Source organism: Pigmentiphaga humi (assembly GCF_900606115.1).
In the GTDB taxonomy this organism is placed as follows: domain Bacteria; phylum Pseudomonadota; class Gammaproteobacteria; order Burkholderiales; family Burkholderiaceae_B; genus Pigmentiphaga; species Pigmentiphaga humi.
In genome coordinates this window covers 57,332-81,767 of the sequence record NZ_UWPJ01000039.1, presented here as the reverse complement: position 1 = coordinate 81,767, position 24,436 = coordinate 57,332, and the positions used below count along the sequence as shown (strand labels likewise).

The following is a 24,436-nucleotide window of genomic DNA, read 5'->3' as shown; positions in this document are numbered from 1 at the left end:
GATGCGCGGCTTCGCGAAGGCGGACTTATCGCGGGGCAGCACGAGCCGCAGTGCAATGCCGAGTGCGGCACGCATCCGATCCACCGACCTGGCATACGAGTCCACGCACCACTGATGAAACGCGGCTTTTATCTGATCATGGCGGCGCAGTTTTTTTCGTCGCTCGCCGACAATGCGCTTTTCATCGCCGCCATCGCGCTGATCCAGCAACTGGACGGGCCGGACTGGATGACGCCCATGATCAAGTGGTCGTTCGCGCTGGCCTATGTGCTGCTGGCCGCGTTCGTGGGCGCATTCGCCGATTCGTTTCCCAAAGGCAAGGTGATGTTCGCCACCAATGCGGTGAAGATCATCGGCTGCCTGACCATGTTCGGCCACGCCAGCCTGGGCCTGCCCGCGGAACACCAGGTCTATACCGTGCTGGGAGCCTATGCGCTGGTGGGCATAGGCGCCGCCGCCTACTCGCCGGCCAAGTACGGGATCATCACCGAACTGCTGCCTCCGGAGCAACTGGTCAAGGGCAATAGCTGGATCGAAGGGCTGACCGTGGTGTCCATCATCCTCGGCGTCGTCCTGGGCGGCGCGCTGATCAGCCCGAAGGTTTCGAGCTGGCTGCTGTCGTTCGAAGCCGGCCTGGACCTGCAGACTCCCGCCGAAGCGGCCATCGTGGTCATCGCGGTCGTCTACTTCATTGCCGCGATTTTCAACCTGCTGATCCCGCATACCGGCGTGGACTACCCCCAGCAGCAGCGCAATCCCGTCAAGCTCATGACGGCTTTCGGCTGTTTCGTGGCCACGCTGTGGCGCGACAAGCTCGGCCAGATCTCGCTGGCGGTCACGACCCTGTTCTGGGGCGCCGGCGCCACGCTTCAGCTGATCGTGATCGAATGGGGCCGCGTGCAGCTCGGCCTGCCGCTGAACAAGGCCTCCATCCTGATGGGCGTGGCTTCCGTCGGCACGATACTGGGGGCCATGCTGGCCGGGCGCGTGCCGCTGCACAAGGCGCTGTGCGTACTGCCCATGGGCGTGGCGATGGGCCTGGTCGTGATGCTGATGCCGCTGGCCCACTCCTCCTGGTCCGTCTATACCCTGCTGATCGCCATCGGCGGACTCGGCGGATTTTTCGTGGTGCCGATGAATGCGCTGCTGCAGCATCGCGGCCACGTCCTGCTCTCCGCCGGCCATTCCATCGCGGTGCAGAACTTCAACGAGCAGCTCAACATCCTGCTAATGGTGGCGGTCTACTCGCTGATGCTGGGCATGCACCTGCACATCAACACCATCATCATCATCTTCGGCACGCTGGTCGCGGCATTGATGGTGATCATCATGGCCTGGAACCGCCACAACCACCGCAAGCATCCCGGCCTGGACCACGTCATCGGCAGCCACGCGCACGGCACCGCGCTGCAGCAGGAATAGGGCTGCTCAGGCGCCGCCCACCGACAGCGCCAGCAGCAGATCCTGCCAAGTCTTGGTTTTCTCCGCGGGGCTGCGCAGCAGATAGGCGGGGTGATAGCTGACCACCACCGGCACCGGGCGCCCCTGGACCTCGATCTCGTGCACCCGTCCACGCAGGCTGCCGATGCGGGCATCGGTGCCGAGCAGCGTCTGGGCGGCGAAACGCCCCAGCACCAGGATCATCTCGGGCTGGATCAACGCGATCTGGCGCATCAGGTAGGGACTGCAAAGCGCGACTTCTTCCGGCAGCGGATCGCGGTTGCCGGGCGGCCGGCACTTGATGACGTTGGCGATGAAAACATCGGCCTGGCGCGTTCGGCCGATCGCCGCCAGCATGCTGTCGAGCAGCTTGCCCGCCCGTCCGACGAAAGGCTCGCCCAGCTTGTCTTCCCGCTCTCCCGGCGCCTCGCCGACCAGCATCCAGCGCGCGCGGCGCGACCCCACGCCGAACACCGTCTGGGTACGGCCCTTGCACAGGCCACAGGCTGTGCAATCCTTGACCAGTGCCTGCAAGACATCCCACGCCTGGTCCGGGTCGTCGGGCAAGTCCAGCCCGTCGTGCGCCTGGGATCCAGGCAAGACGGACGGCTCGGCGGCGTCCATGGTCTGCATGACGGACATATCGAGCGCCTCAGCCTGGGCCGGTTCCGTTTCGGCTCGCAGCGCCTCGGGTTGGACGCCCTCCTTCCCTGTTGACTGCGCCGCTTCCTGAACGGAGGCTGCCTGCTTCGCATCGTGCGGCGCGGCGCCTGCCGGAGCCGCTCCAGGCAGGTTCCACACCCGCTCGATGCCCAGTTCCCGCAGCCATGCGCGGCGTATCGGGTCGATTCGCACGGTGCCGTCAGTTGCCATGATGGCCGCCTCCCGTCGCGTCATCCAATTGCTTGCGCATGACGATGGCGTCTTCCCTGCCCCGCGCCGCCGGGTAATAGCCGCGGCGTACACCGATATTGGCGTAGCCGGCGCGCTCGTACATGGTCTTGGCCCGTCCGTTGGAAGGCCGCACTTCGAGCAGCAGGCTGCGCGCGCCGGCAATCGCCGCGCGCAGTTCGAACCAGGCCAGCAGCTTGCGTCCCAGGCCGCGGCCGTGCACGTCCGGCGCGATGCTGATGTTGAGCAGATGCGCCTCGTCCAGCACCATCATGGAAACGAAATACCCTCGCAGGCGCGCGCCGTCGCGCACCACCCAAGCTTCATAGCCGGACCGGAGCGAATCGGCGAAATTGCCCCGTGTCCACGGAAAAGGATAGATCAGGCGCTCGACCGCATCGACTTCGTCGAGGTCGATCTCCTGCATGGGCCGGCACGCCTGCCCCCAGTCTTCCAGGATGCGCGCGACGTCGCTGCCTGCAAGCTCCTGCGAGGCGCTCATGACACGCTCCCAGGCCCGGCGACGCGGGGATTGCCTCCCAGGCCGGCCTCGCGCTCCGACGTCGTGAATGCCACCTTGTCGCGCACGTACAACGGCATCGCATGCTCGGGCGCGATGGCCTCGTTGCGCAGGTAGGCGCCATGCGCCAGGCGCGCCACCGCCGCTGCGGTCGGCCGCGACGGCCAGGCGCGTTCCTCGGGCCCGAAATCGGCGAAGACTTCCGGATAGGCGGCCGCGGCATCGCCGCACACGCGCAACGCCATCCTGCTCCCTCCCCGTTCGGCGACCTGCGTGCGCAGCCATGGCGCGAGCCCATCTCCGCCGGTCAGCTGCGGCGCCAGCAAAGGCTCGACCGCGCCGGCATCGAGCGCGCGATAAATCGCCAGATAGATTTCCTGCATGCGCGCGTCCATGGCCACTACCACCGCCTGGCCCGCGGCATCTTCCAATTGCGCGGCAACCGCCGCATGCGACACCACCGGCAGCAGCGGCCGGTCCAGCGCGAAGCCCAGGCCCTGCGCCACGCCGCAGGCCACCCTCAGGCCCGTGAAGCCGCCCGGCCCCTGGCCGAACGCGATCGCATCCAGCGCGCTGCGCGCCAGTCCGGCTTCGGCCAGCACTTCCTGCACCATCGGCAACAGGCGCGCGGAATGCTCCTGCACGCCCTGATGCTCGCGTTCGAGGATGTCCAGACCGCCGGTGTCCGTGGCGCGCAGCAAGGCGACGCCACACCAGGCGGATGAAGTTTCGAGGGAAAGAATATGCAGCGACATGGGCTGCAATTGTAAGACCAGACGCGCGATCGCCGCAGGCCCGGGCTCAGTGTTTGCTCTTGCGGTAGGGTTCGTAGACTTCTTCGGTGGCCCGCTGGATCTCCTGGCGCAGCTCCAGGCGCTCTTCCTGCGAAAGCTTGCGCGACACCTGGCCGCGCTCGGCCGGGTTGACCGGACCTGCCCAGGAAGACTCCATGGCCGCGCGCATCACGCCTCCATTGCCGGCGGGCTCGACCACCGAAGGCCGGGGCGGCAGCGTGACCGGGGCCGGCGGCGCAATGCGCGCCACGCTGCCCGGCCGGGGACTCGCCTCGGCCTCGGGTTGCTGTCCACGCACCTGCCCGGTGGCTGCCGTCGCGGCCAGCACGGCAATCACCAGGGCAAGCCCGCCCAGCACGATGGCAGCGCCGGAACCCAGGGCACGCGGGGATGGGGATGGAGTGTTCACGGGCCCAATCATACGACGTCTCTTTGAGCGCATCCTAGTGCGAGCGTGTCGAAAATCCCATTTATGTAACAACCAATGTCCCTCTCTGGATCGCCTCGGACTCCTCCGTTACATTTGCGCCATGTCACTAGCCAACGCCCCCAAAAAAATCCTGGTCGTCGACGACGATGTCAGGTTGCGCGACTTGTTGCGCCGCTATCTCGCTGAACAAGGCTTCTCCGTCTGGGTCGCGGAAAACGCCCAGACCATGAACAAGCTTTGGCAACGTGAACGGTTCGACTTGCTCGTACTGGACCTCATGCTTCCGGGTGAGGATGGCCTATCCATTTGCCGCCGCCTGCGCGGGGCGCGCGATGCGACACCCATCATCATGCTGACCGCGAAGGCCGAGGATGTAGACCGTATCGTGGGCCTCGAAATGGGCGCCGACGATTACCTGCCCAAGCCGTTCAATCCGCGCGAACTGCTGGCCCGCGTCAATGCGGTGCTGCGGCGTCGCGGGCCGGACGAGCATCCCGGCGCGCCGAGCCAGGACAACGAATCCGTGTCCTTCGGCCCCTATGTGCTCAACCTGGCCACGCGTACGCTGACCCGCGACAACGAGCCCGTGGCCCTCACCACCGGCGAGTTCTCGGTGCTCAAGGTGTTCGCCCGCCATCCCAAGATTCCGCTATCGCGGGACAAGCTGATGGAACTGGCGCGCGGCCGCGAGTACGAGGCGTTCGACCGCAGCCTGGACGTACAGATCTCGCGCCTGCGCAAGCTGATCGAACCCGATCCCGCCAAGCCGGTGTTCATCCAGACGGTGTGGGGCCTCGGCTACGTCTTCGTACCGGACGGGGGCGGTTGATAGCTCGCGCATAAGCCATTCATGTCGGTCGCTCTGCGCGTCGCCTCCCGGCTGGGCCTGTTCAGCCGCACCTTTCTGCTGCTCACCGTGTTGATGACGGCAAGCCTGGCCGCGTGGCTCCAGGCTTTCCGCAGCATGGAGGTCGAGCCGCGCGCCCAGCAGGTCGCGCAGCAGATCGTCACGGTCGTCAACATCACCCGTGCGGCGCTGATCCACTCGGCACCGCAGGAGCGCCGCTACCTGCTGCTCGACCTGGCCACCAACGAAGGCATACAGGTCTATCCCCACGAGAAGGACGACCTCACCGTACCGCTGCCTGACCGCCAGGTCCTGCAGCGCGTCGAGGAGCAGGTGATCGACCGTCTCGGCGCCGATACCGTCGTCGCCTGGGAGGTCAACCGCATTCCCGGGCTGTGGGTCAGCTTCTCCATCGACGACGACGACTACTGGATGGTGGTCGAGCGCGATCGCGCCGAGCGCGTGCCCGGCGTCGAGTGGCTGGGCTGGGGCGCCGCCGCGCTGCTGCTGTCGCTTCTGGGCGCCGCGGTCATCGTGGGATTCGTCAACCGCCCGCTGTCGCGCCTGTCGCGCGCCACGCTGGCGCTGTCGCGCGGCGAAACCCCTCCCCCGCTGCCCGAGAGCGGCCCCGAGGAAATCCGCCGGGTCAATACCAACTTCAACCGTATGGTGGAAGAGCTGGATCGCGCCGAAGCCGATCGCGCGCTGATGCTGGCCGGCATCTCGCACGACTTGCGCACGCCGCTCGCCAGGCTGCGCCTGGAGATCGAACTGAGCGGGGTTTCCGAAGCCAGCCGCGACGCGGTAGACGAAGATCTCGCGCAGATCGACCGCACCATCGGGCAATTCATGGAATATGCCCGGCCGGCCAACTCGCCCGACCGCAACAACGACATCTCCGAATTGATTTCCGAGATGACCGAGCGCGAGTGCAGCCACACCGAGACCCTGGGCGGCACCTTGCAAGTCGGCATCGCACCCAACCTGTGGGCGCGCATCGCATCGGCCGACCTGCAGCGCGTGGTCGGCAACCTGCTGGAGAACGCGCGCCGCTACGGCCACCTGCCCGACGAGCCACCGCACATAGAGTTGCGTGTCGCGGCACAAGGCAGCAACGTGCTGATCGATGTCTCCGACCGCGGCCCCGGGGTGCGGCCGGAAGATGTGCCGCGCCTGCTGCGGCCCTTCACGCGCGGCTCGGATGCTCGCACCAACGCCGGCGGAGCAGGCCTGGGCCTGGCCATCGTCAAGCGTCTCCTGCTGCGCGCCGGTGGTACCCTGAACCTGATCAACCGGGATGGCGGCGGCCTGACTGCCCGCATCACGCTGCCGGCCGCGCAAAGACCTATCGAGAGCAAGTGAAGCGGATGATGCGTCCTGCGCGGCGGCGACACTCCTGAGGAGCCCGCATGAAAAGCATCGGAACCAAGCTCGACCCCTTCAAAGTCACCAGCGTCAAACCAGGCTTCAATCAACCCGAGGAGGATGGCGGATCGGCCTTCGAAGTGCTGACCGAGCGCTCCTTTCCAGGAAAGTGGAAGGTCGTCTACTTCACCGCCAAGGATTTCTCGGCCATTTGCGGCGCGGAAATCGCCGGCTTCGCCGCCCTCGCCGACGCCTTTGCGGCATGCGGGGCCGTGCTGCTGGGCGGCTCGGTGGACAACGAATACGCCAAGCTCGCGTGGCGCCGCGAATCCCCTGTGCTGTCGCGACTGAATCATCACCAGTTTGCCGACAGCGCCGGCGTGCTGGTCGACCAGTTGGGCGTGCGCGATCGCATCGAAGGCGTGGCGGTCCGGGCGACCTTCATCATCGATCCCGACAACACGATCCAGCACGTTTCGGCCAACAATCTCAAGGCCGGCCGCAATCCTGACGAGACGCTGCGCATCCTCCAGTTGCTGCAAAGCGGCGACAACGCGCCGGCTCATCGCCGTGCGGGCATGCCCGGACAGCCCTGACGAGAGGGCTGCGAGGTTCCGGGCGCCTCCAGACAGCCGCCCTATCGCAGTGGCTTCAGATGACGCGGCCGCATGTCCGCTGGCGGCACGTAGGCCGGGCCGGCCGTCTTGGAAAAAGCCTGCCTGCCGGCGGAGGCGGGGCGCGGCTGCAGCGGTTCGTTGGCGAAATGCAGCGTGACGGCGGCCACCGCGGCGCTGTTCAAGGCGAATGCGTCCCGGTCGATATTGGACAGGTTGTCGCAAGCCTTGTGGTAGCAGGGATCGAAGTCCATGCCCGCCGTGCCTCCCCATAGCGCGGCCTGTTCGGCGCTCTTGGCGTCGTCTCCGCCCGAGAAGACACCGCCGGCGGGAATCCCGTGCTCAATGAAAGGTCCGTAATCGGAGCGGCCGTCGAAATCCGTACCCTGGACGGGCTTGCCCCGGGCGGCGTAGAAATCCTCGAATGCTTTTTCGATGATTTCGGACCCGGCGGGCCCAGGCCCTTCGCCTTTGCCGTCCGAGTTATCGCCGTCGTAGATGAAATAGCCGGGGTTGGGCGAGCCCAGCATGTCGAAATTCAGGTACATGGCGATCCGGTCGCGCGCTTGATCGGACAGGCTCTCGACGTAGGCGGCCGAGCCCAGCAAGCCCAGCTCTTCGGCGCCCCAGAGCGCGAAACGCAGCCTGTTGCGCGCTCCGGCCTTGGCCAATTGCACGGCGGTTTCGAGCACCGCCGCGGAACCCGAGCCGTTGTCGTTGATGCCGGGGCCGTCCCGTACCGAGTCCAGGTGGGCGCCGACCACGACGACCGTATCGGCGTTGCCGCTGCGGCTGTCGGCGATCAGGTTGTAGGTAGTGCCCTCGGAACGCAGGCCGGCGACCTTGACCCGCAGCTCCAGGCCCGCTGCCGCCACCAGTTGCTCGCCCGCTTCCATGGCGATCGCAACGACGGGCAGTTCGATCTGTGGTTCATGCTCCAGCGCGCCGCCGAAACCGCCAGGCTCGTTGTTGTAGACCACCACGGCTACCGCGCCGGCAGCCTGGGCCAGCCCGGCCTTGGTGGTGAAACTGCACTCTCCGCGCCTGATCAGGGCTACGGAGCCGGCGGAGAAAGCGGCGAAGTCGCCCGCGTTGCACCCGAACGCGGGAACGGCCTGCGCCGGCGCCGTCACGTCGCCCGAGCCGGAAAACTCCATGGAATCATTGTCGATCGCGGCGGCAGGAAGCGGCGACACCCGGCTCAACACGCTGGGCTCCACGTCTTCGTATGCGGAAAACGGGAAGGACTGGCGCTCGACCTGGTAGCCCGCGCCTTCGAATATGCGTTGCGCATAATCGACCGACGCCAGATAGCCCTCGGTGCCGGAGGTACGCGTCCCGCCGTTGCGCATGGCAATGTCGTACCAGGCCTCCAGGTGCGCCATGACGCCGTCGAGCGTCATGCACTCCAGCACCCGCGCCTCGGTATCGTTGGCGCGTTCGCCGCAGGACAGCGGCACCGGATCCACCGCCCCGCTGCCGCCACATGCGGACACCGCCAGTATCACTGCCAGCGCGCAGGCGCGCAGCGCGGCTCCCCGTTCCAGGATCGCTCCAGGCATTCGTTCCCCCCTCGATACCGGCGCCGCATGAAACCTAGAGGCCGGCACGATCAGCTGTCTCATTAATGTTGAGCAAATGTAACTCAACGGGGAACCAGTGTCAGCGGCGTTCTGCCTCCAGCACGCCCGCGACCTCGCGTATGCTCGCCAGCGCCCGGGTCAGGTGCGCGCCATTGCCGACCTCGGCGGTGAACACCATTCGCGCCGAGCCCTGCTTGCTCTGGGTGTTGACGCCGATGACGTTGATGCGCTGGCGCGCGAATACCTCGGAGATGTCGCGCAGCAACCCGTGACGGTCGCTGGCCATCACCACGATGTCCACCGGGTAGACGGCGTCGCTGGTCTCGCCCCAGGCGACGTCGATAATCCGTTCGGGTTCGCGCAAGGCCAGCGCACGAAAGCTCTTGCAGTCGCTGCGGTGAATGGACACGCCGCGGCCCCGGGTGACGAAGCCCGAGATCGGATCCGGCGGCGCAGGCCGGCAGCACTTGGCCAACTGGGTAAGCAAGGCGTCGACCCCGACCACCAGCACGCCGCTCTTGCCCGCATGCACGGCGCTTTCTGGACGGCTGTCGCGCGTCAGCGCCGACAGGTCGGGCTCCTCGGCGGCGGGCGGCGGCGCTTCGAAAGCGCTGGCAACCTGCCGTACGCTGAATTCGTCCTTGGCCAGCGCCACGCACAGATCGTCGGTGCAGGCAAAACCCAGTTGCTGGGCCAGTACTTCCAGGTTGGTGGCGGTTTTGCCCAGCCGCTGCAATTCCTTTTCGAGCATGCCCTGCCCCTGGGCGATGCGCTCCTGGATGTCGATGGCGTTGAACCAGGCCCGCACCTTGGCCCGCGAACGCTGGCTCGCCAGGTAGCCCAGTTGCGGGTTGAGCCAATCGCGCGACGGACCGCCCGACTTGGCCGCGATGATCTCGACCGTCTGTCCGGTGCGCAGCCGCGTGTTGAGCGGCACCATCACGCCATCGACCCGCGCCCCCCGGCAGCGGTGGCCCAGATCGGTATGAACCTGGTAGGCGAAATCCACCGGCGTCGCCCCGGGAGCCAATTCGATGACGCGCGCCTGGGGAGTCAGCACATAGACATTGTCGGCCAGCGCCTTGAGCGCCGACTGGCCCAGTTCGTCGTCGACCTGTACGTCGTCTTTCCAGGCAAGCAACTGGCGGATCCAGCTCAGCTTGCGGTCGTACTCGGAGTCCGCGCTGACCTTGCCGCCCTTGGCGCCCGCCTCTTTGTAGCGCCAATGCGCCGCCATGCCGTATTCGGCGAACTGGTGCATCTCGTGCGTGCGGATCTGCACCTCGAATGGCCGGCCGTTGTCGTCGTAGACCACCGTGTGCAGCGAACGGTAGCCATTGGGCTTGGGGCGCGAGATGTAATCGTCGAACTCGTCGGGCACCGGCGACCACAGGTGGTGGATCAGCCCCAGCACGGTATAGCAGGTGCGGATGTCGTCGACGATGATGCGCAGCGCCCGCAGGTCGTAAAGCCCGGAAAAATCCAGGTTGCGGTTGCGCATCTTGTTCCAGATGCTGTAGATGTGCTTGGGCCGCCCGGTGACGTCGGCCTCTATTCCCGCTGCCGCCAGGGCGTCGCGCACCCGGGCGATGGCATTGGTGATGAAAGCTTCGCGCTCGACCCGCTTTTCTTCCAGCAGGTATGCGATTTCCTTGTACTTCACGGGCTCCAGGAAACGGAAAGCGGTGTCTTCCATTTCCCACTTGACCTGCCAGATGCCAAGGCGGTTGGCCAGCGGAGCATAAAGCTCGAGCGTCTCGCGCGCCAGCGCCTCGGGCAACGGCACCTTGTTCTGGGCATGCCAGCGCAGCGTCCGCAGGCGCGAGGCGAGCCGCATCAGCACGATGCGCAGGTCGGCCGCCATCGCCAGCAACATCTTGCGCAGCATCTCGGCCTGCGCGCCGCTGCCCGCCGCGGCGTCGCTGGCATCCCGCGTCACCTGGCCGAGCCGGATCAGCGCACGATACCCCTGCACCAGCCTGCCGATCTCCGGCCCGAAGCGGGCCATGACGGCATCTTCGCCTGGCCGTGCGGCGTCCTGCGCTCCCACGGCGATCGCAAGCAAAGCCGCCATCCGCGTATGCACGTCCACCTGCAGGCCGGCCAGGATCACCACCACGCCGGCGGCATGCCGGGCCGGCGCCTCGCCCTCGGCGCTCAGCGTCCGCGCGTAGCGCGTCTGCGCCCAGTCCAGCGCCTGGCGCAGGTCCTGCTGGGCGGCGTCGGACAGGCCCGCGGTAGCGGCCTGCCACCAGTCGGGATCGAAGATCGCCGACAATACGCCGGAAGCGTCGAAGGCAGGTTCGTTCATCGTCTTAAACTTCCAGGCTGTGCCGGCGTCCACCCGGCCGGCACGGTACTCTCGTCACTCTCGCACCAGGAACGTCATTGTATGTTGGGATGGCTTTTTGCCCGCGGCGCCTCGAAACACCGCACCGCGCGGATGCAGGCGCGCATCGATACGGAATTATGGACCCAAACGCTGGCCGCGCATCCCTTCCTCGCCCGCCTGCTGCCTGAGCAGCAGGCGGCCCTGCAGGCCCGCGCCGCCTGGTTCCTGGCGAGCAAGGCCATGACCGGGGCCGGCGGCCAGGAGGTCACCGACGAAATCCGCCTGTCCATCGCCGCCCAGGCCTGCCTGCCCATTCTGAACCTGGCTCCGTCGCTGTACGACGGCTGGTCGGAGGTCATCGTCTACCCGAGCGGGTTCCTGATCCCTCGCGCCGATGTGGACGAGGACGGCGTCGTGCACGAGTACGTCGAAGAAGCCGCGGGCGAGGCCTGGGAGGGCGGCCCGGTCGTTCTATCCTGGGAGGACGCCGGTCCCGATGGCCTGCGGCCGCCCGGGTTCAACGTGGTGGTGCATGAATTCGCCCACAAGCTCGACCTGCAATACGGCCAGGCGGACGGCATGCCCAGCCTGCACGCCCATCCCGACATCAAGCCGCGCCTGTGGCGCACCGTGCTGGAGCGCAGCTTCGATGCCCTGGTAGATCAGCTGGAACGGATCGAGGCGGCCATCCCGCCCGACATCGACCCCGAATCGGAAGCCGCCGATGCGTGGTATGCGCAGTTGCCGCTCGATCCGTACGCGGCAACCGACGAGGCGGAATTCTTCGCGGTCAGCTCCGAGGCGTTCTTCGTCCATCCCGCCCCGCTGCAGGCGGCCATGCCCGAGTGGTACGGCCTGCTTGCACGCTACTACCGGCAGGATCCGATGGCGGCCCCGGGCTTGCCGCGTTGAACCTCCGGCCTCGAGCCGCCGCCGTCACACCGCTGCGGTCACCATGATCTCGACCTTGTACTCCGGGGCAGCCAGCTTGGCTTCCACGGTGGCGCGGGCAGGCGTATTGCCGGCCGGCACCCAGCCATCCCAGACCCCGTTCATCGCGGCGAAATCACCGATGTCGGCCAGGAAAATCTGCGCCCGCAGGATGCGGGTCTTGTCGGTGCCGGCGGCGGACAGCAGCTTGTCGATGGCAGCCAGCACCTGGCGCGTCTGGCCGGCGGCGTCCTGGGAGGGATCATCGGCCACCTGGCCGGCCAGATAGGCCACGCCGCCGTGGACGACCATTTCGGACATGCGTTTGCCAACGCTGAAGCGCTCGATGCTCATGGTGTTTCCTCGCTGTGAAGCATATTTGGAGGCGCAAGCATAGCAGGCTCGGCGGGCGCTTCGTGAGCACGGCGCGGCTGCCTGCGCGGTCTTCCGGAACCTTTCTAGGCGCGGCCCCGCCGCCGCTCCCGGTGATGCCGGCGCAGAGGCCGCCGACGCTACGCTTGCCCGTCCAGGAAACGCTCGGCGACCTCGATCTGCGCTGCGGTCATGAACGTGGGCGCATGGCCCACGCCGGGAATCTCGACACTGCGGGCCTGGGGGTTCCGGGCGCACATCTGCTCGACGGTTTCCCGCGACAACAGGTCGGACTGCTCCCCGCGCGCCACCAGGACCGGGCACGCGATATTGCCGTACACATGCCACAAAGCAGCTTCGGCTGCCAATACCGCGGCGGGGTCGATGGTCGCGAAAGCCTGCGCGATGGCCGGATCGTAGTGCATGCTCCAAGGGCCGTCCGGCCCCTCGACCTGGCGCACGACGTGCTCGGTCAGCGCGCGCCATTGTTCCTCGGAATGCGGCCCGAACGACGCCGAGACGGTACTCACGTAAGCCTGGGCCTCGGCGAAGCTGCCGAACGTGGGCGCCTTGCCCAGGTACTGCCCGATGCGCAGCAACGCGGCCGGATCCAGATGCGGGCCGACGTCGTTGAGCACCAGCCGGTCGATGGGCGAATTCTGCAGGCCCGCCAGGGCCATGCCGATCAGGCCGCCCATGGAGGTGCCGAACCAGTGCAGCGTCTCGGCCTGCAGCCGCGCCAGCAGCGGCATCATGTCGGCGACGTATTGCGGAATGGTGTAGTAGGCCGGGTTCGCGAGCCAGTCCGAACGGCCGCGGCCGACTACGTCGGGGCATACGACCCGGTAACGGTCCGACAGGCGCCTGGCCATCGCGTCGAAATCGCGGCCGGTGCGCGTCAAGCCATGCGCGCACAGCAGCACCTGGTCGTTGGCGGGATCGCCCCACTCCCAATAGGCCATACGATGCAGCCCGGCCGGGCTCAGGCAGGTCACGTACTGCAGGCGCGGCTCTCCGTCAGGCTGCATATGGGAACTCATCGGGACACTCCTCGCACGATAACGACGCCGAGGATTGTAGCCCCCCTACGCGCTGACGCGCGCCCCCCAGCGGGCGGCGCAGGCGGACCGGCGGAGCCGGATCCGCGGCGCCCTGGGTCGGGACTCGTATTTTCATGCAGCGGCGGTTTGCTCTGCGGCGCCTGCGCTGCAAAACCAAGCACATCATGGCCGCCAATGCCAATAGCGCCGCCGCGCTTCGCGCTCGCGCGCCACGGCCAGGCCGCCGGCACGCGACTCGAACACCAGCGCGCCGTGGACGTCGGTACGATGGAAAATGCTGCCGGCACGCTCCCATCGCTTGACGACATCCGGATGCGGATGCCGATAGCGGTTGAGGTAGCCGGCCTGCGCCACCACGTGGGCTGCGCCGCTGGCCGCGGCCAGTTCGGCGCTGGAAGAACCGCGCGAGCCGTGATGCGGCGCCGCCAGCACATCGACGGCCAGGTTCTCCCGCCGCGCCAGTTCCCGCTCCTGCGCAATGCCTATGTCACCGGCGAGCAGCGCCGCATGATGCGCCCCGCGCAGCCTCAGGACGCAACTATTGGCGTTGCGGTCGCGCGGCGCGGCGTCGGGCGCCCCAGGGCGGGGATGCAGGAAGACGAATTCGACGCCATCCAGGACCCATCTCTGCCCGGCCGTGCAACGCTCGAAGGGCACCTGCGCCGCGGGCCCGCCGGGAGACATCGAGTACGAGGCGCGCAAACGCCTGGCCGGCAGCGCCGCCAGCACGGATTCGAGGCCGCCGGCATGGTCCGCGTCGGCATGCGTGACGATCAGCTCGTCGAGCGCGCGTATGCCGCGCGCCCGCAGGTAAGGCGCGACGACGCGGGCGCCGGCATCGGCCGCCGCGCCATAGCGCGGCCCGGTATCGTAAAGCAGCACCGAACGCGCGGTCTCGATGACGATGGCGCTGCCCTGCCCCACGTCGAGCATAGCAAGGCGCCAATCGCCCGGCCCCGGTCGGGACGGCCGGTAGACCAGCATGGGCAACAACAGCACCAGCGCCCATCCACGGCCGGGCAAACCGCGCGGTTGGAGCGCCCACAGCGCTCCAGCCAGGCCTGGCGCCACCAGCCACCACGGCGGCACCGCGAGTTCGTAGGCCGCGAAAGGCAGCCCGGCCAGCCATTGCACCGGCTGCATCAGGGCGGCGAAAACGCCGTGGGCCGCCGCCGCGCACGCCGCCGCTGCCCAGCCCATGCCGGGCAGCGCGCAGCATGCGAGCGCGGCCAGCGCAAGCGGGGTCACCAACAGGCTGACCACCGGGATCGCCAATGCATTGGCCAGTGGCGCAACGACGGATACCTGCTGGAACATCAATGCCAGCAAGGGCAGCAGCCCTATCGTCAAGGCCGCCTGGGCCCGCGCGCCTTCGCGCCATCCGGACGCCAGACGCGTGCGCCACGGCCGGTCGCGCGAATCGTCCTGCCTGAAACGCCACCTCCCGCTGCCGCAGACGATCAGCAAAGCGACCGCGCCGAACGACAGCCAGAATCCCGGTGCCAGCGGGGCCCAGGGATCCAGGGCGCATACCAGGGCCCCCGCTGCCGCCAGCACCCGCGAACCGGACAGGGGCAGGCGCAGCATGGCCGCCAGCGCCACGACTCCGAGCATGAAGAAGGTGCGCTGCGCCGGCACGCCCCATCCCGCCAACAGGCAATACAGCCAGGCTGCCAGCAAGGCCGCGCCGGCCGCGGCAACCTGCGCGGGCTGGCGTTCGGCCAGCGCCAGCCCGCGCCACCGGCAGCGTTTCCAGGCCAGCAGCGCCACCCAGCCGGCCAACGCCGCCAGCATGGTCACGTGCAGGCCGCTGATCGAAACCAGATGCGTGATGCCGGTACGGGCGAAAGTCTCCCAATCCTGCCGCGCCACGCCGGCCTGGTCGCCTATCGCCAATGCCACCAGCACAGGGCCATAGCGCCGATCGGCCAACACGCGCTGCAGCGCCTGCCTGCCGACGTGGCGGACGCGTTGCACCAGCACGCCGGCATCGGCGCCAGGTTCGTCGGCGAGCAGCACGGGTACGCCGCGCAGCGTGCCGGTGGCGCGGATGCCGTGCTCGAACAGGTAGGCCTCGTAGTCGAAACCATGCGGATTCAGGCTGCCGTGCGGGCGTTTGAGGATCACGGTGCCGCGCCACCGCAGGCCTGGCGCCACTAGTCCGGGTCCGGGCGCATACCAAGCCAGTTGAATGTTTGCAGGAACGCCCTCGGGCGGCGCCAGTATGCGCGCTTCGAAGCGCTGGCCGCCATCGGTGCGCGCAGCCAGGCCGGTCACCCGATATTCCAGCGGCAGCGGCAGATTCTCCTGATCCGGCGACAGGACCTCCTGCAGCCGCAGGTCTATGCGCGCCAGGGCCAGGCTGCTGCCCGCGCAGCACGCGGCAAGCGCGAACAGCCCGCCGCGCGCCCAGCGCGGCGCCCCGGCATGCCGGCGCACCAGCCACGCCAGCCCGGCACATCCCGCGCACCCGGCCAGCAGCGCAGCCCATGCAGGCGGCACGGCGGGCAACAAATGCACCCATGCGGTACCCGATACAAACGCCACCAGCGCGATACGCCCCATGCTCTCCCCATCCCTGGAGGCATGGTAGGCAAGGAGCGGGCAACGCGCATCCGTACCTGGGACGCTCCGGTCCTATACGGCCATGCGGCGCCGCCGCTGCGAAGCCCGCGTCAACGCGCAGGGGCTGGGTTTCCCGCCTGGGATGGGCCTGCCAGACGCGGTAGCACCCGCATCGCGTTGGCCGTCGTCGCAGCGGCCACCCCGGCCTCGTCCAGGCCGCGCAGTTGCGCCAGCACCTGCGCCATGCGCGGCAATTCGAACGGCGCATTGCGCCGGTTCTCGCGCTGCAGCCACGCCGGCGGAATGTCGGGCGCGTCGGTTTCGAGCACCAGGGCCTCGAGCGGCATGCCTTCCGCCAGCCTGCGGATGTTGCGGGAGCGCTCATAGGTCATCTCGCCGCCCAGCCCGAGCGCGAACCCGCGCTGCACGAACAGGTCGGCCTGCTGGCGGCTGCCGTTGAACGCATGGGCGATGCCGCCCGGCACGTCGATCCGCCTCAAGTACTTGAGCAGGACGTCTTGCGAGCGGCGCACGTGCAGCAGCACCGGCAGGTCGAACTCGGCCGCCAGTTTCAGCTGCGCCTGGTAGAAATGCTCCTGCCGGGCACGCGGCGCGCCGCTGGCGATGGACTCGACGAAGAAATCCAGCCCGATCTCGCCGATGGCCACGAAACGCGGATCGGGCAGCGCCGCGATCACCGCCTCGCGCAGGCGCGCCAGGTCGCCATCGTCGGCTTGCATGACGAAGAGAGGATGGATGCCGAGCGCATAGGTCCCGCCATCGATCTCGTGCGCCAGGCCGCGTACCACCGCGAAGTTGTCCCGCGCCACGGCGGGAATCACCACGCGCGCGACGCCGGCTGCGCGCGCACGCGCCCATACTTGCGCGCGATCGTCGTCGAATTCGCCGGCATCCAGATGGCAATGGGTATCGATCAGCATGGAACCACTGTACCGCCAAGGGCGGTGCCGCGCACGCCTCAGACCAGCAGGCCGTCGGCCATGCGCAACTGCCGGTCCGCCAACGCCGCCAGCTCCGCATCGTGGGTCACGATGACGAAAGCCATGCCGAGCTCCTGGTTCAGGCGCTTGAGCAGCGTGAACACGTCGCGCGCGGTATGGCGATCCAGGTTGCCGGTAGGTTCGTCGGCCAGCACGCAAAGCGGCTTGGTCACCAGCGCCCGGGCCAGCGCCACGCGCTGGCGCTCGCCCCCGGACAACTGGCCGGGATGATGCTGCGCGCGCGCCGCCAGGCCTACCTGGTCCAGCATCTCGGCCGCGGCCTTGCGCGCCTGGGCGCGGTCCATCCTGCGCACGACGAGAGGCATGGCGACGTTGTCGAGCGCGGAGAATTCGGCCAGCAAATGGTGGAACTGGTAGACGAAACCCAGGCTGCGGTTGCGCGCCAGGCTGCGCTGGCGTTCGTTGAAACCGGCCACCGCCTTGCCGTCGAGCAGCACTTCGCCCGAGGAAGGCCGGTCCAGCAGGCCCAGCACATGCAACAGCGTGCTCTTGCCCGACCCGGATGCGCCCAGCAGCGCCACCATCTCGCCTTGGCGCACCTGCAGGTCCACGCCCCGCAGCACGGTGACGGCCACGCCCCCTTCCGCGTAGGTCCTGGCGATGCCGCGCCCTTCCAGCACGATGCGACGGTCAGTCATGGCGCAGCACCTCCGCCGGTTGCAGCCGCGACGCGCGCCAGCTCGGATACAGGGTGGCCAGGAACGACAGCACCAGCGAGGTCACGCCTATGGTGACGATGTCTGGCAGGCGCGGATCGGACGGCAGCTCGGTGATCAGGTAGATGTCCTTGGGCAGGAACTGGATGCCCAGGATGTGTTCGATGGCGGGCACGATGACGTCGATGTTGTAGGCGATCAACGTGCCGCCCGCCACGCCCAGCAGCGTGCCGATCACGCCGATCAGCGCGCCCTGGACCACGAAGATGCGCGCGATCTCGCCCGGCGTGGCGCCCAGCGTGCGCAGGATGGCGATGTCCGCCTGCTTGTCGTTGACGGCCATGACCAGCGAGGACAGCAGGTTGAACGCGGCCACGGCGATGATCAGCGCCAGGATCAGGAACATCATGCGCTTTTCGGTCTGCACCGCGGCGAACCAGGTGCGGTTGTTGCGCGACCAGTCGGCCGCGATCAGATTCGGCGGCAGCCCCTGCGCCAACTCGCGCGCCACCCTCGGCGCCTGCTGCATGTCGGCAATGCGCAACCGAACCCCGCCTATGCCGCTGTCGCGGAACAGCCGCGCGGCATCGTCCACGTTGACGAAGGCCAGGCCGGAATCGTATTCGTAGTGCCCCACCTCGAAGATCCCGACCACCGTGAACTGCCGCATGCGCGGCGTGAAGCCGGCCGGCGTGACCGAGCCCTGCGGCGCCAGCATGAGAACGGGGTCGCCCATCCCCACGCCCAGCCCCTGCGCCAATGCGCGGCCCAGCACGACGCCGTAGCTGCCGGGAGCCAGCGCATCGAGCGAGCCCGCCACCATGTGATCGGCCACCTCGGACACCGAGCGTTCCGGCTGCGGCTCGACGCCGCGCACCTGCACGCCGCGCAGCACCTGGTCGCGCGCCAGCATGGCCTGGGCCGCCACATAGGGCGCCCCGGCCACGACCTCGGGGTGTTTCCTGGCCTGCGCGACCAGTTCCTGCCAATCGGCCAAGGCCGCGCCGCGATCCCCGCTGACGGGATAGATCTCGATGTGCGGCAGCACGGAAAGCATGCGGTCCCGGACTTCCTTCTGGAAGCCGTTCATGACCGACAGCACGATGATCAGCGCGGCGACGCCCAGCCCGATGCCGGCCATGGATGTGGCGGCAATGAAAGAAATGAAGCGATCGCGTTGCCGCCCGCGGCCGGATCGCGTGTAGCGCCAGCCTATCCAGAATTCGTAGGGTATTTTGAGCACCGCTGCATTGTAGCCGCCCCGTACGCGCTTCGCGCGCCCGGCATGGCGAGACTCGCGCGGTGCGACAGCCTACAATACGGCCACCGCCTGGCAAACTGCCCGGGCGCCGTCAGATTTCGTCTATCCCGTGTCCGCTTCGTCCGCCTCCCTCACTCTCTTGCTGCCCGGCCTGTTGACCGATGCCGCCATCGCGCCCGAACTGGCGCGGCAACTGGAGGGGCTGCCGGGTGCGCGTACCTTGCTGTCGTGGCTGGGGGCAGCGACGCCGCGGGAAGAGGTTTTCGTGCCCTTTGAAGCCGGCTGCACCGCGCGGGAATACTGGTGGCTGCGGCGTGCGGGCCATGTTCCTGCCGAAGGGGGCAAGCCCGGCTCCGCGCTTGCCCCCTTGCTCGCAGGCAATCAGCAGGACGACGCTCCGGTCTGGCTGGCCGAACTGGCGCACATCCAGGTGGGACGGCACGGTCCGGTGCTCGCGGATACCGCCACGCTCGCCGCCTCGGAACAGGAAAGCGCCGAGCTGCTTGCCGCCGCGCGCCCCATCCTGGACGAACACGGCATCGTGGTGGCGGACGTCCAGCCCGGGCGCTGGCAATTGCGGCTGCCGGTGGGCATGGGCCTGCATACCGGCACGCCGGACGCCGTGGCGGGCGCCGCGCTGGATTTCTGGTGGCCGCGCACGGAGGCCTCGCGGCCGTGGCGCAAGCTGCTCAACGAAATCCAGATGAGCTGGCATGAACACCCCGTCAACCTGGCACGCGAACGCCGCGGCCAGGCGCCCGTCAATGCGCTGTGGCTGCACGGCGGCGCCCTGCCCTGGGCGCCATCGTGGCCTGGCGGCCGGCCCGCCTCGATCGGCGGTCCGGAAGCTTGGCTGCATGCGCTGGCGGTTCGCAGCGGGCTTTCCTGGCTGGATACGGGCGCGATGGAAAGCGGGCAGGCCGTTCCTGCGCCGGCGCGAAGCAGCGGGCCGGCGGCAGACCCGGCCACGCTGGCAGGCGCGGTGCTGGAACTGCCCCACCTGGCCGAGCCGGAGCGCGCCGACGACTGGCGCGCCTGGCTCGACGCCCTGCCCCGCCTGGAACAGGAGTGGCTGGCGGCGCTGGGCCAGGCGCTCGCATCCGGCCGTCTGCCCTCCCTCACCCTGGTGTTGCCGGGCCGCGAACGGCTCGTCACGCTGCACATCGAACCGCGGCCGCGCCTGCTGCGCTGGCTGCCGCAAACCCGACACGACTGGAAACGCTGGTGGCTGCCCCGAGAATCCTGACCCGCCGCCCCGACCAGGAGGCCCAGCGCCGCCTGGAACGGGCCGGCATCCATCCCCTGCTGGCCCGCCTGTGGGCCGCGCGCGGCGTCGCCGTGGCCGCCGAAACCGCGCCCGACTGGTCGGCCATGCTCAATCCGGGCCTGCTGACCCATGCGGGCCGGGCGGCCTCGCTCCTGGCCGATGCCATTGCCGCGCGCAAGCGCCTGCTGATCGTCGCGGACTACGATTGCGACGGCGCCACCGCGTGCGCGGTCGGCCTGCGCGGCCTGCGCATGCTCGGCGCGGTCGTGGACTTCCTGGTCCCCAACCGCTTCGAAACCGGCTACGGCCTGTCGCCGGCCGTAGTCGAGCTGGCCTGCCGCCATCCCGCCGGCAAACCCGACATCCTGGTCACGGTGGACAACGGCATCGCCAGCCTGGACGGCGTGGCAGCCGCGGGCGATGCCGGCATCGACGTCGTCATCACCGACCACCACCTGCCCGGCGACGTGCTGCCGGCGGCGCTGGCCATCGTCAATCCCAACCAGCCCGGCTGCGGCTTTCCGTCCAAGAACCTGGCCGGCGTCGGCGTCATTTTCTATCTGCTGCTGGCGCTGCGCGCCGAACTGCGTGCGCGCGGCGCCTTCGGCCCCGACAGCGGCCCGCGCCTGGACGCGCTCACCGACCTGGTGGCGCTGGGCACCGTGGCGGACGTCGTCAAACTGGATGCCAACAACCGCTTGCTGGTGGCGCAAGGCCTCAAGCGCATCCGCGCGGGCCGCATGCAACCCGGCGTGCGCGCGCTGTTCGCCGTCAGCGGCCGCCAGCCGCGCGAGGCCGCTACCTTCGACCTGGGCTTCGCGCTCGGCCCGCGCATCAACGCCGCCGGCCGCCTCGCCGACATGAGCCTGGGCATACGCTGCCTGGTCACCGACGATGAGGACGAGGCGCTCGCACTGGCGCGCGAACTGGACGCAATGAACCGCGAACGCCGGGAAATCGAAGCCGGCATGCGCGACCAGGCCCTGGCCTCGCTCGATGCGGTGCCGGCGGCGTCCACGGCCAGCCTCTGCGTCTACGACCCCTCCTGGCACCAGGGCGTGGTGGGGCTGGTGGCCTCGCGCCTGAAAGAACGCTTTTGGTGCCCCACACTCGCCTTCGCGCCAGCCGGCGACGGCGAGCTGCGCGGCTCCGGGCGCTCGGTGCCCGACGTGCACCTGCGCGACGTACTGGACCTGGTGTCCAAGCGCCATCCGCAACTGATACGCAAATTCGGCGGCCATGCCATGGCAGCCGGCCTGACACTGCACCAGGACGACTTCCCCGCCTTCACGCCGGCCTTCGATGCCGCCGTACGCGAACTGACCGGGCGCAGCCGCTTCGAGCCGGCGCTGGAAACCGACGGCCCGCTCGAAGCCGATTACGCCAACGCCGAGGTCGCCGCCCTGCTCGACCAGCAGGTCTGGGGCGCCGGATTCCCGGCGCCTGTCTTCATCGACACCTTCGTCATCCGCAACCAGCGGCTGGTGGGCGAGAAACACCTCAAACTGGCGCTCGAACGCGGACACCAGCGCTTCGACGCCATCTGGTTCGGCCGCGCCGAAACCCTGCCCCCCGCCGTGGAGCTGGCCTACCGGCTGACCCTGAACAATTGGAACGGCATGGTCTCGGTGCAGTTGGTCATCGAACACGGGCAGGCGTCGGCGCAAGGGTAAACCTGTACGCTAAAATAATAGGTTGACCTGAAAAATATCCGGAATCCACGACATGGAAGCAGAACGCCTCAACCAACTCCAAGCGCAACTCCAGGACCTGGCTGCCCGCACCCAGGACCTTCGGAGGTATCTTTGACTACGATGCCAAAGACGAGCGCCTGCAAGTCGTCAACGCGGAACTAGAAAGCCCGGACGTCTGGAACGATCCCAAGCACGCCCAGGACCTGGGCCGCGAGAAAAAAGCGCTGGAAACCGTCGTCCAGACCATCAATGAGATCGACTCGGGCCTGGCCGACGCCTCCGAGCTGTTCGAGATGGCCGCCGCCGACGACGATGACGCCACGCTCGAATCCATCGCCGCCGATGCCGACGGCATCGAGGAAAAGGTCGGCGGCCTGGAATTCCGCCGGATGTTCTCCAACCCGGCCGACCCGCTCAACTGCTTCCTGGACATCCAGGCCGGCGCCGGCGGCACCGAGGCGCAGGACTGGGCTTCCATGCTGCTCCGCCAGTACCTGAAGTATGCCGAGCGCAAGGGCTTCAAGGCCGAGATCATGGAAGAATCCGAAGGCGAAGTGGCCGGCCTCAAGTCCGCCACCATCAAGCTCGAGGGCGAATACGCGTTCGGCTACCTGCGTACCGAAACGGGCGTGCACCGCCTGGTGCGCAAGAGCCCTTTCGACTCGTCGGGCGGCCGCCACACCTCGTTCGCCAGCGTATTCGTCTATCCCGAGGTCGATGATTCCTTCGAGGTGGAGGTCAATCCCGCGGACATTCGCGTCGATACCTTCCGCGCCTCGGGCGCCGGCGGCCAGCACATCAACAAGACCGACTCGGCGGTGCGCATGACGCACGTTCCGACCGGCATCGTCGTCCAGTGCCAGAACGACCGCTCGCAGCACCGCAACCGCGCCGAGGCGATGCAGATGCTCAAGTCCAAGCTGTTCGAACTGGAAATGCGCAAGCGCATGGCCGAGCAGCAGAAGATGGAAGACTCCAAGACCGACGTGGGCTGGGGCCACCAGATCCGCTCGTACGTGCTGGACCAGAGCCGCATCAAGGACCTGCGCACCAACGTCGAAATCTCCAACACCCAGAAGGTGCTGGACGGCGATCTCGACCCCTTCATCGAGGCCAGCCTGAAGCACGGCGTCTGAGCACCGGACGACATCCGACATTATTGACCCGACACCCATCATGACCGACAACCGGCCCACCACGCCCGAACCCGCGCAAGACGAAAACCAGATCATCGCCGAACGGCGCGCCAAGCTCGCCCGCCTGCGCGAGGCCGGGCCGGCTTTCCCCAACGATTTCGTGCCCGCCGACCGCGCGGCCCGGCTGCACGAACAGTACGACGAAAAAGAAAAGGAAGCGCTGGAAGCCGCCGGCATCCCGGCAAGCGTGGCCGGCCGCATGATGCTCAAGCGCGTGATGGGCAAGGCCAGCTTCGCCACCCTGCAGGACGCCACCGGCCGCATCCAGATCTACCTGAGCAAAGAGCTCCTGGGCGCGGAAGTCTACGACGCCTTCAAGCATTGGGACATCGGCGACATCCTGGGCGTACGCGGCACGGTCTTCAAGACCAACAAGGGCGAGCTATCGATCCAGGCCACCGAACTGCGCCTGCTGACCAAATCCCTGCGCCCCCTGCCCGACAAATTCCACGGCATCGCCGACCAGGAAATGCGCTACCGGCAGCGCTACGTCGACCTGGTCATGACCGAATCGACGCGCAACACCTTCGTCGCCCGCAGCCGCGCCATCGCCTCCATCCGGCGCCTGATGACCGAGGCCGGCTTCCTCGAAGTGGAAACGCCCATGCTGCACGCCATCCCCGGCGGCGCCGCGGCCAAGCCCTTCACCACCCACCACAACGCGCTGGACATGTCCATGTACCTGCGCATCGCGCCCGAGCTCTATCTCAAGCGCCTGATCGTGGGCGGCTTCGAGCGCGTGTTCGAACTGAACCGCAACTTCCGCAATGAAGGCGTCAGCCCCCGCCACAACCCGGAATTCACCATGATGGAGTTCTATGCAGCCTACGGCGACTACCGCTGGCTGATGGACTTCACCGAACAAATCGTTCGCCAGGCCGCCGTCGACGCCACCGGCAGCGCCAAGGTGACCTACCAGGGCCGCGAAGTCGACCTGTCCCGGCCCTTCGACCGCCTGACCATTGCCGAGGCCATCCACAAGTACGCCGAGCCCGGCTACACCGATGAGCAGTTGAACGACGAAACCTTCCTGCGCGCCGAACTCAAGAAACTGGGCGCCCACGTCGAAGGCCCCCAACTGGCCCGCGCAGGCCTGGGCGCGCTGCAGCTGGCGCTGTTCGAGGAAACCGCCGAAGCCAAGCTGTGGCAGCCGACCTACATCATCGACTACCCCGTGGAAGTGTCGCCGCTGGCGCGGGAATCCGATAGTCGGCCAGGCGTTACCGAGCGCTTCGAACTGTTCATGGTCGGACGCGAGATCGCCAACGGATTCTCGGAACTGAACGATGCCGAAGACCAGGCGGAGCGGTTCCGCAAGCAGGTCGAGGCGAAGGATGCGGGAGATGAGGAAGCGATGTACTACGACGCCGACTACATCCGCGCGCTGGAGTACGGAATGCCGCCGACCGCGGGGTGCGGCATCGGGATCGACAGACTGGTGATGCTGCTGACGGATAGCGCCAGTATTCGGGATGTGATCCTGTTCCCCCATCTGCGTCGCGAGGACTGACCGGGCCCGCCGTCCCGCTGCCGATCTGAAAAGCGCTCCTTCGTGGAGCGCTTTTTTTTCAGAGCTGCAACCCTAGCTGCGGGGTC

Annotated in this window: 21 protein-coding genes; 9 read left to right on the top strand and 12 right to left on the bottom strand. The window is 67.9% G+C overall.

Going from position 1 to position 24,436, the window contains the following annotated elements; all coding sequences use genetic code 11:
• Positions 1 to 114: 114 nt before the first annotated feature.
• Positions 115 to 1,422: a lysophospholipid transporter LplT gene (lplT, locus tag PIGHUM_RS22045; protein ID WP_124081870.1), complete on the top strand. Its 1,308-nt coding sequence runs from the start codon at positions 115 to 117 to the stop codon at positions 1,420 to 1,422.
• 6 nt (positions 1,423 to 1,428) lie between these two features.
• On the opposite strand, the gene PIGHUM_RS22040 is transcribed toward lplT, so the two are convergent.
• From PIGHUM_RS22040 to PIGHUM_RS22025, 4 genes are read right to left on the bottom strand one after another with little or no spacing between them, the layout of a single operon-like run.
• A complete protein-coding gene (locus tag PIGHUM_RS22040) occupies positions 1,429 to 2,313 on the bottom strand; it encodes a uracil-DNA glycosylase (protein WP_246013432.1) in 885 nt (294 codons plus the stop codon).
• Positions 2,303 to 2,833 carry a ribosomal protein S18-alanine N-acetyltransferase gene (gene rimI / locus PIGHUM_RS24290; RefSeq protein WP_124081868.1) on the bottom strand — a complete coding sequence of 177 codons (531 nt, stop codon included), beginning with the start codon at positions 2,831 to 2,833 and terminating at the stop codon, positions 2,303 to 2,305. Before rimI ends, PIGHUM_RS22040 begins: the two co-directional genes overlap by 11 nt.
• Positions 2,830 to 3,606 (bottom strand): tRNA (adenosine(37)-N6)-threonylcarbamoyltransferase complex dimerization subunit type 1 TsaB, encoded by a 777-nt coding sequence (gene tsaB, locus PIGHUM_RS24285; protein WP_124081867.1) that lies wholly within the window; start codon positions 3,604 to 3,606, stop codon positions 2,830 to 2,832. The genes rimI and tsaB overlap by 4 nt, the downstream gene beginning before the upstream one ends.
• Positions 3,607 to 3,652: 46 nt before the next feature.
• The gene (locus PIGHUM_RS22025; protein ID WP_124081866.1) at positions 3,653 to 4,054 is read right to left on the bottom strand and encodes a hypothetical protein; all 402 of its coding nucleotides are present in this window, start codon (positions 4,052 to 4,054) and stop codon (positions 3,653 to 3,655) included.
• A gap of 121 nt (positions 4,055 to 4,175) precedes the next feature.
• Between PIGHUM_RS22025 and ompR the strand changes: the two genes are divergently transcribed.
• Genes ompR through PIGHUM_RS22010 form a run of 3 tightly spaced genes read left to right on the top strand, consistent with a single transcriptional unit; the run spans position 4,176 to position 6,883 of the window.
• Positions 4,176 to 4,904 carry an osmolarity response regulator transcription factor OmpR gene (ompR, locus tag PIGHUM_RS22020; protein WP_124081865.1) on the top strand — a complete coding sequence of 243 codons (729 nt, stop codon included), beginning with the start codon at positions 4,176 to 4,178 and terminating at the stop codon, positions 4,902 to 4,904.
• Positions 4,905 to 4,925: 21 nt separating this feature from the next.
• The gene (locus tag PIGHUM_RS22015; RefSeq protein WP_124081864.1) at positions 4,926 to 6,284 is read left to right on the top strand and encodes an ATP-binding protein; all 1,359 of its coding nucleotides are present in this window, start codon (positions 4,926 to 4,928) and stop codon (positions 6,282 to 6,284) included.
• Positions 6,285 to 6,331: 47 nt separating this feature from the next.
• Positions 6,332 to 6,883 carry a redoxin domain-containing protein gene (locus PIGHUM_RS22010; RefSeq protein ID WP_124081863.1) on the top strand — a complete coding sequence of 184 codons (552 nt, stop codon included), beginning with the start codon at positions 6,332 to 6,334 and terminating at the stop codon, positions 6,881 to 6,883.
• 41 nt (positions 6,884 to 6,924) lie between these two features.
• Here PIGHUM_RS22010 and PIGHUM_RS22005 read toward each other — a convergent pair whose 3' ends face one another.
• Both PIGHUM_RS22005 and PIGHUM_RS22000 read right to left on the bottom strand, forming a co-directional pair.
• Positions 6,925 to 8,463: a M28 family peptidase gene (locus tag PIGHUM_RS22005; protein WP_160142391.1), complete on the bottom strand. Its 1,539-nt coding sequence runs from the start codon at positions 8,461 to 8,463 to the stop codon at positions 6,925 to 6,927.
• Between the two features lie 100 nt (positions 8,464 to 8,563).
• Entirely contained in the window at positions 8,564 to 10,795 is a 2,232-nt protein-coding gene (locus PIGHUM_RS22000) for a RelA/SpoT family protein (protein WP_124081861.1), read from the bottom strand.
• An 81-nt stretch (positions 10,796 to 10,876) separates the two neighbouring features.
• Here PIGHUM_RS22000 and PIGHUM_RS21995 point away from each other — a divergent pair, with 81 nt between their 5' ends.
• Entirely contained in the window at positions 10,877 to 11,728 is an 852-nt protein-coding gene (locus tag PIGHUM_RS21995) for a M90 family metallopeptidase (protein WP_124081860.1), read from the top strand.
• 24 nt (positions 11,729 to 11,752) lie between these two features.
• On the opposite strand, the gene PIGHUM_RS21990 is transcribed toward PIGHUM_RS21995, so the two are convergent.
• The 6 genes from PIGHUM_RS21990 to PIGHUM_RS21965 form a co-directional block, all read right to left on the bottom strand.
• Positions 11,753 to 12,100 (bottom strand): RidA family protein, encoded by a 348-nt coding sequence (locus PIGHUM_RS21990; RefSeq protein ID WP_124081859.1) that lies wholly within the window; start codon positions 12,098 to 12,100, stop codon positions 11,753 to 11,755.
• A gap of 158 nt (positions 12,101 to 12,258) precedes the next feature.
• A complete protein-coding gene (locus PIGHUM_RS21985; RefSeq protein WP_124081858.1) occupies positions 12,259 to 13,158 on the bottom strand; it encodes an alpha/beta fold hydrolase in 900 nt (299 codons plus the stop codon).
• 183 nt (positions 13,159 to 13,341) lie between these two features.
• Positions 13,342 to 15,744: a DNA internalization-related competence protein ComEC/Rec2 gene (locus PIGHUM_RS21980; RefSeq protein ID WP_124081857.1), complete on the bottom strand. Its 2,403-nt coding sequence runs from the start codon at positions 15,742 to 15,744 to the stop codon at positions 13,342 to 13,344.
• A gap of 110 nt (positions 15,745 to 15,854) precedes the next feature.
• Complete coding sequence (locus PIGHUM_RS21975) at positions 15,855 to 16,685, bottom strand: TatD family hydrolase (protein ID WP_124081856.1); 831 nt, start codon at positions 16,683 to 16,685, stop codon at positions 15,855 to 15,857.
• Between the two features lie 38 nt (positions 16,686 to 16,723).
• Complete coding sequence (locus PIGHUM_RS21970; protein ID WP_124081855.1) at positions 16,724 to 17,404, bottom strand: ABC transporter ATP-binding protein; 681 nt, start codon at positions 17,402 to 17,404, stop codon at positions 16,724 to 16,726.
• Positions 17,397 to 18,665, bottom strand: a complete 1,269-nt coding sequence (locus tag PIGHUM_RS21965; RefSeq protein ID WP_124081854.1) for a lipoprotein-releasing ABC transporter permease subunit — start codon at positions 18,663 to 18,665, stop codon at positions 17,397 to 17,399. Before PIGHUM_RS21965 ends, PIGHUM_RS21970 begins: the two co-directional genes overlap by 8 nt.
• A 127-nt stretch (positions 18,666 to 18,792) precedes the next feature.
• Between PIGHUM_RS21965 and PIGHUM_RS21960 the strand changes: the two genes are divergently transcribed.
• From PIGHUM_RS21960 to lysS, 4 genes are all read left to right on the top strand, one after another.
• Positions 18,793 to 19,929, top strand: coding sequence for a hypothetical protein (locus PIGHUM_RS21960; protein ID WP_124081853.1), 1,137 nt, complete (start codon positions 18,793 to 18,795; stop codon positions 19,927 to 19,929).
• On the top strand, positions 19,908 to 21,623 hold the full coding sequence (recJ, locus tag PIGHUM_RS21955; protein WP_124081852.1) for a single-stranded-DNA-specific exonuclease RecJ: 1,716 nt from the start codon (positions 19,908 to 19,910) through the stop codon (positions 21,621 to 21,623). The genes PIGHUM_RS21960 and recJ overlap by 22 nt, the downstream gene beginning before the upstream one ends.
• Before the next feature lie 52 nt (positions 21,624 to 21,675).
• A protein-coding gene (gene prfB, locus PIGHUM_RS21950; RefSeq protein ID WP_124081851.1) for a peptide chain release factor 2 occupies positions 21,676 to 22,780 on the top strand; the annotation gives its coding sequence in 2 pieces (ribosomal slippage) (positions 21,676 to 21,756 and positions 21,758 to 22,780; 1,104 coding nt in all).
• Positions 22,781 to 22,820: 40 nt separating this feature from the next.
• The gene (lysS, locus tag PIGHUM_RS21945; protein ID WP_124081850.1) at positions 22,821 to 24,350 is read left to right on the top strand and encodes a lysine--tRNA ligase; all 1,530 of its coding nucleotides are present in this window, start codon (positions 22,821 to 22,823) and stop codon (positions 24,348 to 24,350) included.
• Positions 24,351 to 24,436: the final 86 nt, after the last annotated feature.